This is a genomic window from Ruegeria atlantica (assembly GCF_947495585.1).
GTDB classification, from domain to species: Bacteria; Pseudomonadota; Alphaproteobacteria; order Rhodobacterales; family Rhodobacteraceae; genus Ruegeria; species Ruegeria atlantica_G.
Window position 1 is genome coordinate 219,381 of sequence record NZ_CANLZK010000006.1, and the last position, 10,223, is coordinate 229,603.

Here is a 10,223-nt window from a genome sequence, read left to right on the forward strand (position 1 = left end):
GCGAAATTCTATTCGTTTCTGTCCCAGGTATTTTTCAGTCCATCTGAAACCTACCCCGTCAGGAATTCAGTGATTGGCGATATCCGCCGTGTTTCGAAGAGCAATCAAGAAGCCGTATCCACTTCAACGCCAAGAGCGACCGCGCAAAGCCGCTCAAGCTCCACCATAGTCGACTCTTCGGATAGTTTCTGACGGAGCTTTCGCCGGCGAACAGAAAGGGACTTTTCCGGATCAGAAATGTACTCATTAGACGTGAAAATCTCCTGCGCTTTAGCCGCCACAGCGCGCGCTTGTTCAGCGATAGCAATATGGTTCGCATTTGATGCGTCGAATGGCGGCATCACACGATAGGGCAAAGTGTGAATGTGGCGCGGGCCGAAATCGCCTTCTGGGTTAAAAGGGAGGATTGCTTCTGTAAGCGCGCTCGAATTTAGCATTCCTGTTCGGAACCACGCATCATCTGGATCGATAACAACTTGCCAGTAGAGAGTCTGATCAATAACCAGTTTCGGTCCCTCTGAAACGGGAAGGCACGCGGCACAGATGTATGTGCCCCCGGCACCAGAAAGAACGAGATAGCCCTCATCGCCAAGATTTTGATTTGTCAGTTTGAATCGTACATCAATGCGCGTCTGAAGATCATTGCTCTCGCCGATTGCCTCAAGCTTGTCATTGATCTGCTTGAACCGGAGCGCTGTCTGGCGATGACCGGAACGACGAATTTCGGAGTGATCCTGAATGAGCCAGGTTCCATCACTCTGTTTGTGCGCAGGGATGGCAATGGGTGCCCTGTGCGGACCAAAAATAAAGGGTAAGAGGTTCTCTGATTGGGCAATCTCAAACAGGTAATCCGGGCTAACATATCCTGGGAACTTTTCATTCTTGAGCTTCTTGGGTTGCTTGACGGTAAACGCCCACGGCGTACCCGCGCTCGGCGTAGTAACCCGATACTCAGTGCCTGTATTTTCTAGGATTTCAACACATACTGCGGTTCGCGGCATCAAGTCAGCGCCCTGTTTGGAGACTTCAACTGAGCTGCTGGCGGCGGCCGGCAGGCCGCCTTTCTCCAAGACCCATGCTGTACGATGGGAACCCAGAGATTTGACCGAGAAGTCAGCCGCCTCAATTTCATCCGGTTTCGCGACCGCGCCCCTTGTGATTGGTGCCGACGCGTTTGACACTGAAGGGGCGCGTTTTCCGATGATGGCGGCACCGGGGTATTTGAAAGTGTTTGGTGCAACCTGCCAAATTTCTTCGATCAAAAGCGGAACCGCACGCCGGCTTCTTAGATAGCCCTGGCTTCTCAGACGTTGATGCTGATTTCCATTGAGGATGGTGCCAGGAACAAGGCAGGCAATGGCAGCGCCCGGCTGCAGGTAGCGATCAACCGCGTGAATAAGGTGTGTGATCCCGAGCTCCAGATGGAGGAACGAAGAGCCAGCGGGATTCACGCCATATAGCTCCGCACGGCTCGCAAGAAGACCGCGATAGGGATTGTCGGCAAGAGCGCTCATTGCTAGCCAAGGCGGATTTGAAACAAGGCCGTTGAATTGGCCGGCGAGAAGTCCTGGCCTATAGGTATTTCTGAGGATGAAAGCCCAGATGCCGTTGCGATTGGCGTCAACAAGCTCCTTCATTCGGAGTGCTAAGGCTAGCGTGGCGTCAGCAATCGCCGAGAGGATGTCATTAGACAACGATGTGCCAGCCGCATCAATGACCGAGCGGGCATCGGCAATCTCAGGATTGTTGCCGCCGGTATCGCGAGCCTCATCGTAAGCCCAGTCCACAATGCGATCGAAAAGCTCTCTATGCTCAGGCTGAACGAGTATTGCCGGCAAAGAGATGCTCGATCCATCAAGCTCGATTGTTATGTTGTCTGTTTCACCGAGCAATGGAATTGAAGCGGACACCGGCGTAATGGCAAAGAGTGAATCCGCATGGAAGATCGGTATCGTGACGGGAGCACTCGCGCCATTGAGCTCATCGCTAAGAGCGATAACCCAGGTGGTCTTGGCAAGCGCTACTGCAAGAGGGTCAATGTCAAAACCGGTAACGACGTTTTCAAGCTCATGAATGCTCGTAAGCCTGTACCGGGATTTCGCTGAACGAAGCACCTCAGCGAGAATAGCGCCCGATCCACAGCACATATCAACGATGGCTGGCATCTCTCCTTCAGGGAGCGCATCGAGGCATCTTTCTGCAAGGTGATTTGCGAGCCACGACGGCGTCCATTCCTGACCAAGAAGCTTTCGCTGACTGCGCCTTGCGAGCTGAGCCATCAGGCGGCCGAACAGGTCGTCTTCGGCGCGCCGCGTGAAATCATAGACGTAAAGATCGCTCTGGATGCTCTGTGCGATGGGCAGAACCCCGTCAATGTGCTCGGGGCGAACAAGCCAGCCGAAGTAATCCTGCTCTACAAGGTTCTCTAACTGATATTGGGCAAAGAAATAGCTGCCATCGAGTATCGCTTTAAGCTCAGTTTCATCGTTACTTATGGCCTTTCCAGCAAGCGCGTTAGCACTCAGGAGCCGCGCCAGAATGAGAAGATAGACTTCATCAAGGTAAGGTGCTGGTCTGAAAGCACCTCCTGCCCCTTCGAGATGATCGACAAATCGCGACCAAAGGTCTGTTGCAAGTTCGACAGAAGGGTCAGCCGCACGCGCGTTTTCGACTAGCTTCTGTAGGGTCGGAACCTTGTCTCGGTGCGCTTTGCTCTCCAGGCCAAGGTCAAGCGCCAAGTTTTCGGCAAGCAGCGGTCGCGATTGTTCCCTTGCCAGATGGCGTCGGATAAAATTCACAAATCGCTGTGCTGTCAGCTCGTCCGGGAGAGCTTCAAAAGATTCGATTTCTACGAGCTCAACGTCTTCCGGCGTGCAGTTTGGAGGGTCGGCACCGTGCTTAAGAGCAACATCATAGATGCGCCATTCTACAGTATCTGAGAGAATACCGCGCACCTGCGAAACATCGGCACCATCACGAATACTTGCGGAAGTATATTCCCGCACCTGACGATAACCGTCATCGAACTTTGCCTTCGTTCGCAGATCAGCTTCATACTCAAGCGACGTTGATCCAATGAGATTGTCTACAAACCTGCTGGACGCGCCGCCATCTTTCCCACCAATCTTTGTGTGAGCTTCAGCGCCCTCTCCATAGTGATTGATCCAGCCCTGATCTTCAGCAGCACCAAAGATCGCACGAAGGTATGACTCAAAAGCGCTGCGAAGCACGGCTTCATTCGAGGAAGCATCACGAAGCGCGCGGCAACGTTCGATTGCTTCAAGTGCTTTGCTCAGATCGGCTGTCATTCGCTTCTAATCCTTCGAGAAGACACAAATTTAGCTACGATTTCATCGAGTTGCCGGGAAAATTGATCAATGGTATCGGAAGAGCAAGCAGATGCAAAAAGCACCCGTAGCACCTGTCTGTTGACGGCGCTCCGCCGCTCTTCATCATCAGGAATGGCAGACAGCTCACCCAGAAGGGACCATTCTCCGGCTTGCAGCCTTGGCACAAGCATGGACCTAAGATGTGCTGCCTCAAGCTTGAGTGCCCCGCCGCCAAGCGGCGTACCCATTGCTTCCATCATCGCCTGGCACCACGAAGAATTCAGAAAGACGGCGAGAGCTCGGTTCGAGACATCTGCCTGTGTTGTCCAGAAGGTCGAGAAGTTGGCATCAATCAGAGTCCTTGGCTCGGAGTTCGTATAGACTATCGGAGCGTCATGCAAGATTCTTGCGACAAAGGCCTGAGGCTGATGCCGCGGTGCAAAGTCCGGGAGCATGTACCAGTTGCGTGCCGGCGCGCCCTGCCGGGCAGCACGAATGTTGGTGCGAACAGCCGAGAGTTCGGAAGCCGGCCTCGGGTCTTTCGCATCGCCTAGTGGCTTTTTCTGAGCCGCTCTGACATGCGCGGCGAGCTCAGGAGGCAGAACTGCCCTGGGATCATCCACTTCGCGCTCTTCAGGAAGAACCCACGATCGCAAATCCAACACCATTGAAGGTAGCTCTTGGCCGGCCAGGAACGCGGAAAGGTCTGCCTGACGATGCAAGACATGACGCACGGCCGCATTCGGGATAGTGAGCAGCGCGGAGTCATAGGCTTTGCCGGCACGAACCGTCACATTGTTCCGGCCTTGGTTTTTGACCCGTTCGACATAGAAAAAGCGATTACATCCAGTGCGAAGGCCTTGACCGATGCTGATGCCAACACTCTGCAAGGGAACCAGAAAGTCAGTCCGCGCATGAGAAGGCAGAACTCTTGCCAAGGCAGAAGGCAGACCGGAACAGTCTTTCTTCGTTTTCCTTCGCATAGGCGCGGCCGCTGCTTCGCTCTCCAGAGAGCTCAGCCAGTTTTGCTTGCCAAATTGAGCAAAGAGCTCCGCCTGTTCGCCTTGATGAAGATAGGTTCGCGTTGTGACCCCCGTGCGACCGGCGCCGTTCTCCAGATCACGAACCCACGCAGCAAACTTGCTCTCAGGTTGATCGCCACCAAATGCAATACCAATCAAAGACGAACTGGATGCCGCCGAAGGTGCGATGCAAAGCCATGGGTTGGAAGACCACGCGGTACGCCTACTCAGAGAAACACGTTCCTCGTCGATGTTAAGGCGCCGTGCAACGATGAGGTGGCTTCTTACAAGCGCATCAGAGAACCAGCCGGGCTGCGTGTCCTCGACGATGGCTTCGACATCAAAGCACCGGATGAGCATGTAGCGAATAACATCAGCATACGAGCGGGTGCGCCAGGTCGCGGGCACAACAAGGGCAAGCCGACCACCCGGACGCACCAAAGCGGCGCTCAACAGCCAGCTGGGAACGGATAAATCAGCCAGCCCAGAATATGACGCAGCCATTGTTAACCAATGATCCCGGATGTCTGCGTCTACGCGAGACTGAATGCACTTACGCAGCCTGTCTCTTATGCTGTCGATCTTTCCATTGAGCGATTGGTAGCGAACAAAGGGCGGATTGGTGATGACAAGATCGTACTGCTTCGCGAGCCTTGCCGAAGTCGCCTCATCGAATGCATCGCCGATAATTATTGCCGACTGCTCCGCCACGAACAAAGAGGTCTTCTTGAGTCTTTGCAGGCATCGCTTTGCTGTTGGTGGATCGATCTCGATTCCATCCAGACGTTCCAGTCTCGCGCCGAGTAAAGCCGCTGCTTCGGCAGAGGCATCGAGCAGATCGCCGCTTCCAGCCATCGGATCAAGCACCGTGCGCGTGTCTTTGTCTACGGCGAGATGGGCGAGCACGCGACCGAGCTTCAGCCCGGTGAAGTGCTGCCCGAGCCGCTTGCGCTGTTCTTTTGGAAGATTGGCCTCATGCGTAAGCGCCTGAGCCCTTGCGGAGTCGACGGCACTAACATCCAACATTGTCATCCACCATGCGCTTCATCTGATTGCCATGCCAACGATAGAGTTCGTCAGCATCGATAGGCACTTTGAGGTTCCGACCAAGGTAATAATTCACCAAGCGCGAATAGAGGCGTTGCGGGGTCTGCTCATCGCTGCCGAGCGTGAGTGAAGTCTCAAAGAGTTGCTTTGCTACGATCCACGCATCAAAATCCGTTCCGTCTTTTTGAGTGCTTTCTCTCCCCAGCAGGAGGACAGGATCACCTTTCACAGCGCCCTTGGTCGTTACCTGCTTGAAGCTACCCTGCTTTTTGTCGAGGACACTAGCGCGCTCAACAAAGAACCCGGCATCTGAATAGGCCGACTGCAAAGCGTTCCATACAGACGCTGTTGCAGAATGAAAGACAAGTGTCGCCTTTGCTGACGGTTTGAGCACTCTGTGCACTTCACCGAGAACCCGAGAAAGCAGCTCCTGATAGTCTTCGATCGCTTTTCCCTGACTACGACTTATAATTGCTTCTTCTTCACGGTCAGTGAAGGTCTGCAGCCATGCTTCATTAATGAAGTTGACCTCAGCGTAAGGGATATTCCCGCCAAAGGGCGGATCGGTGAGGGCGTAGTCAATGCTGGCATCCGCCAGATTAAGGCTGCAGCTGGATTGGTTCACAACGGTGATATTCCCCGTCTTCTCGTGTGTAATCGAGAATGCCTTCTTGATTGTTGAAAGCTTCCTGCGGAGCCCCGCAAAAAGGTTCTTCTCAACTGGCAGGCCGCTCACATAGAGAACGCCGGGCTGGGAGCTCGTCACAACAAGATCGTTCTGCCCGGATTTCGCGACGACACGCGTCATAATCGTTGCATGCGAGGCATTGTAGCTCAGCAGCCAGAAACGCAGGGCGTCTCGAAGCTCGTCAGAATACTCTGCCGATCGCGCCCAGAGGTTTCCAAACACAATGAGATTGCGGCGCGTATAGAAGTGGTGCAGGTGGGAAATGCCTTGATGGTATCCACTGCGATGAAGATCGCCCCATGGGATTTCAACATTTGGGATGCCGGCGGGCAAAGGAGTCGAAGCAACCCGCTCAAGCAAATCCAGATCGGATTCTAACGGCTCTCGCGACCACGTGCTTTTTCCGGTCACGCCATAGACGCGAGCGATCTTGCGTTTGCGCCGCTTTATTGTTTCTTGAAGAAGAGGATCTTCTGTCGTCTCTATTAGACGCTCGGCAGCATCAAGTTTGTCTTTGTGGCCGCATTCAAGGCAAACAAATTCCGAAGATATCGAAGCCGGCCTGAAGCTCACGCAGCTATCCCACAACGAAACCTCAGCTTTGCAGCAAGGGCAGCATAAAATATCGCTCCAGATCGCATAACGAACCGTCCCCACATTTCCGCCCGGATCAGTACACTCATAAATCCATGCGAGTTCGCTTTCCGTAACTTCAAGCAGGTTGATGGCGGCCTTGCTAAATTCTTCAGGTGCAGGGGGCGCTGTCAGCGTACGACCGACAAATGAGCCCAGAGCGCCGATCTCGTAGAGCACTGCGTTTCGGGCGCCCCACATGACATCAAGTCCAAGTCTTGCAGCCTCGCCTTTGAGTTCTTCGGTGGGCTGTTCGCATAGAAGAGCGGCGAGGCCGGTCGTTCCACTTCCAGCGAACACATCCAGAACTGTATCGCCAGGCTTGGTATGTGCGGCAATGTAGAGAGCTATTGCCTCTGGCGATATCTTGGTTGGATAAGGAAAGGCTCCGAAAAGCGACCCGTTTCGCTTCGCTGCGAGCGGTTGGCCATAGAGGGTATCCAGTCCCTCTTGGTTAGGTTGATTTGTCTGCTCAGTGTGCCTGTGTTTCGTCACTATTGCGCCTTGGGGTTACTTTTTTTGTCGAACTGCCGAGTGAACCGCGGCAGTAAGTGCTTGGAGAGCGGGGATTCGGCTCGCAGCCATGCAAGCCATTTCGATCATCATAGACTTGTGTGAGTACGCATGGAAGCCACCAAATATGGTTTTCGCCAACAGGTTGTTCTGCTTACGTTCATTCTTCGGTCTGCCGGCTTCAACCCGAAACACTTCGGCTTGCAGAACGCCACCCATTACGTGCTCAACAAGCTCGGCTACACCAGACCTCGTTAGCGGCGTCACTGCCACCCCTAGCGCCCCTGCCGGGGCGCAAAACAGCCTTAAGATTTCTGGAAAACTCTGGAGAACCAGGGCTCGGCGCACCCCCCGAGATACCACTCCACTGGGAAGGACCCGGAGCGACAATCTGAATACGCCAATACGAAATGGACCCAGAGGCGATCACGGTTTGCATCCCGGACCGGACAACCGGACAGCCCCTAAAGGGGCATGTCCTGTCCGTCCGGGTTCCGGAAATGCTTTGCCGGGGCGGACAGACCGGAAATGTCCGGGGCTTATCCGTGTCCGTCCGGGCTATCCGGCTACTCCAGATTAGATCGCCCTGGGGAAAACGGGCGTGAGAGTCTGCCGCCCCTCCGACGACCCCCAATGGGTTGAAACTGCGACTTGTCATTGGTTCGCCCCTTCATCTTCCAGGACTTCGAAATCGTCACTGGCTCGCCCAACCAGATGAAATCGTCCATGCTTAAGGGCCATGACGTTTCTCTGGACAAGATCGTGTATGGTCCGGCTCACACTCCGTCGTCGGGAGTCGCGGTCTTCAGCTCCGGAAACGCGGCACCCTTCAATGGCTGCTTTGCGAAGCTCAAACTCGTCGACTGAATCCGTGCCGTCCAAGAACTCATGGAAGACCTGGACCAGACCTTGCTGGGCCTTGGTCATTTTGAGCGCAGTCGCGCCCGAGCCCAGCGGTAGCTCCACCGCATAAGCCGACGTGGCCGGATCGCCATCACCGTCGCGACCGAACTCGTGAACACCAATTGTAAATGCGATGTCGAGGTCTATCGAACCGTTTCGGTTCTTGGTCAGGTGCCCCTTCACAATCGGGATGAAAAACCGATTGGCGACGTCTGTCCAACAACCCTTCGGGACAAATCGGACGGCCACAAAGAACCGAACTTCAAATCAAGAACTTGGCGGCGTCGCGAGATTGAAAACTACGCATTTGTTCTGAATGCCATCGCACGCGCAGCTGGGAAAGATCGAACAGAATTGGAAGCTTGGTGGTCTGGCGACCTTGGTCTCGCTGTAGAGCTTGATCCCCAAAACACCGACAGCCCCCTAAATAACATGGAGTGCAAGGCCCATCTCCAAGCCAAGCTGAAAGAACTGGGGATTTCTATGAGCGATGTCTGGAAAGACATGACAGAAGCTGAAATCCATAACGACCTGAAAACCTTGGTGTCTCAAATGGCAGCACCCTGATTTGCACAGTAAACCGCGAAGGCAAAATTGTTGCACTCAGCGATATTCTGTCGAAACTTGGTTTACAGTCCCGGTGCAATCCCCGAGCAATCAACCAACGAGGTGCAACAGCGGAGAAACCGTCAGCATATTGCTTTTCTCATAGAAAAGTGGTGCCCGGGGGCGGAATTTCCTTCTCTTAGTTTCAACCACTTAGCGATTTAGTATTCAAGCTTTACGTCAGTTTTACATCTTTTTACCTATTAGGTGAGAGGTCAGTTTTTAGTTGACGTAAAACTCTTCACCCCTGTTTGCTGCATGCACGTCGTCGATCGACCGGAGTCATTTTTTACTTTCTCTGAATTGCGCAATGTCGTTTGGCAAATCATAAAGTACTCGCATCATAAAATTCAGAAACTCTACCACGGCTTTGGCGTCGCGTTCTTCGGTGCCAGATGTTCCAGGTTGTGGATGCGTTCCCTCGTTGCCAAGTTCTCTGACTTCATGAGCCCAATCCTTCATTATCGGGATAAGAAGGCCCTGGTCCGCCAGATCATCGATCTCTTACCTAAGGTTTCGCCCTTCTGCCCCGTGCGTTCTTAGCACCAACTGGATAGCAGATCGTGCCATGAGTGCTGCGGCAGTCCAATTCTCACCCTCGATACTTCTACGAGCTTCGACCCAATACCTGCCGACATCGGACGGCCAATGCTCCGGATGGTTCCGCGTACTTCTATGCCAAGGCAAAATTCTATAATCGCTTATGTTGCCAGTCGTGGACTTAGACCAGAAAGCGAACATGAGATTACCGCACTCTCCGCATTTCAGCGTGTCATAGCTCAGCACTTTTTGATGGTTTCCCGGCTTCTTCCGTTCTTGGTGCTGAACCGTCTCGAAGTTCCCTTGCACGCCACAAAACGCACAAGCAATCCGATAGGTAGGCAATTCACCCCTGTAACCACTGAGCTCTCCGAGGCTCCACCATGTCATGAAATTTCAGCCATTCTCAAAACCTTTCCGTGAGACGAATACGAAACAACCCGCCTTAGCGCAACTTCATACCTAAACTAAGTATCTGATTTTTAGTGTAACTAGCAGCCAATCTATGATCGACTGGCTTTACCAAATCACTAAGCGGGTCGCGGCCTCTTCGATCATGCTGCCTGATTAAAACACCAACGTTCGCAACCTGAAAGCTGGGAAAAAATGATGATTTCCTGAGATTTGGTGAACAAAAACAAGAACTCCAATCGCTGACCCAAGCCATACATGCTGGTTAAAAGATAAGTCACTGATATTGCTGCGTTTAATTTCCACTTTACGTCTTTTTTTGAAAGCGAAAAGTATGAAGTGGTTTAAGGCATTGTTTTTAAATATAAAATCGAGCTCTACTTTACGTCATTTTTACGTCATTTTGCGACGCAGGACGATTATTAAGTCATTGATATTAAATGATAATTTAAAGAGTGGTGCCCGGGGGCGGTAGTTCTGCTCCCGTTACAGGCACTTCGTCAGCCGGTCTCTCCAGCAAAACAAGGGGTA

The 10,223-nt window shown here is 53.1% G+C and carries 6 protein-coding genes; 1 reads left to right on the forward strand and 5 read right to left on the reverse strand.

All coding sequences use genetic code 11. The annotated features are described in order from the left end of the window. Nucleotides 1-104: 104 nt before the first annotated feature. From QMP16_RS13075 to QMP16_RS13090, 4 genes are all read right to left on the reverse strand, one after another. Nucleotides 105-3,308 carry an N-6 DNA methylase gene (locus tag QMP16_RS13075; protein WP_282152725.1) on the reverse strand — a complete coding sequence of 1,068 codons (3,204 nt, stop codon included), beginning with the start codon at nucleotides 3,306-3,308 and terminating at the stop codon, nucleotides 105-107. Further along, nucleotides 3,305-5,377, reverse strand: coding sequence for an N-6 DNA methylase (locus QMP16_RS13080; RefSeq protein ID WP_282152726.1), 2,073 nt, complete (start codon nucleotides 5,375-5,377; stop codon nucleotides 3,305-3,307). The genes QMP16_RS13075 and QMP16_RS13080 overlap by 4 nt, the downstream gene beginning before the upstream one ends. Continuing rightward, nucleotides 5,364-7,214: a DNA methyltransferase gene (locus tag QMP16_RS13085; protein ID WP_282152727.1), complete on the reverse strand. Its 1,851-nt coding sequence runs from the start codon at nucleotides 7,212-7,214 to the stop codon at nucleotides 5,364-5,366. Before QMP16_RS13085 ends, QMP16_RS13080 begins: the two co-directional genes overlap by 14 nt. Nucleotides 7,215-7,886: 672 nt before the next feature. Next, complete coding sequence (locus QMP16_RS13090) at nucleotides 7,887-8,318, reverse strand: hypothetical protein (protein ID WP_282152728.1); 432 nt, start codon at nucleotides 8,316-8,318, stop codon at nucleotides 7,887-7,889. On the opposite strand from QMP16_RS13090, the gene QMP16_RS13095 reads away from it, so the two are divergent. After that, entirely contained in the window at nucleotides 8,307-8,702 is a 396-nt protein-coding gene (locus QMP16_RS13095) for a hypothetical protein (protein WP_282152729.1), read from the forward strand. The two genes, QMP16_RS13090 and QMP16_RS13095, sit on opposite strands and share 12 nt — an antisense overlap. A 321-nt stretch (nucleotides 8,703-9,023) precedes the next feature. Here QMP16_RS13095 and QMP16_RS13100 read toward each other — a convergent pair whose 3' ends face one another. Beyond that, the gene (locus tag QMP16_RS13100) at nucleotides 9,024-9,242 is read right to left on the reverse strand and encodes a DUF4145 domain-containing protein (RefSeq protein WP_348774600.1); all 219 of its coding nucleotides are present in this window, start codon (nucleotides 9,240-9,242) and stop codon (nucleotides 9,024-9,026) included. Nucleotides 9,243-10,223 lie beyond the last annotated feature (981 nt).

Coding starts and splice junctions, on each gene's coding strand:
- QMP16_RS13075 (WP_282152725.1), bottom strand. CDS start 3,308: ATGACAGCCGATCTGAGCAAAGCACTTGAAGCAATCGAACGTTGCCGC.
- QMP16_RS13080 (WP_282152726.1), bottom strand. CDS start 5,377: ATGTTGGATGTTAGTGCCGTCGACTCCGCAAGGGCTCAGGCGCTTACG.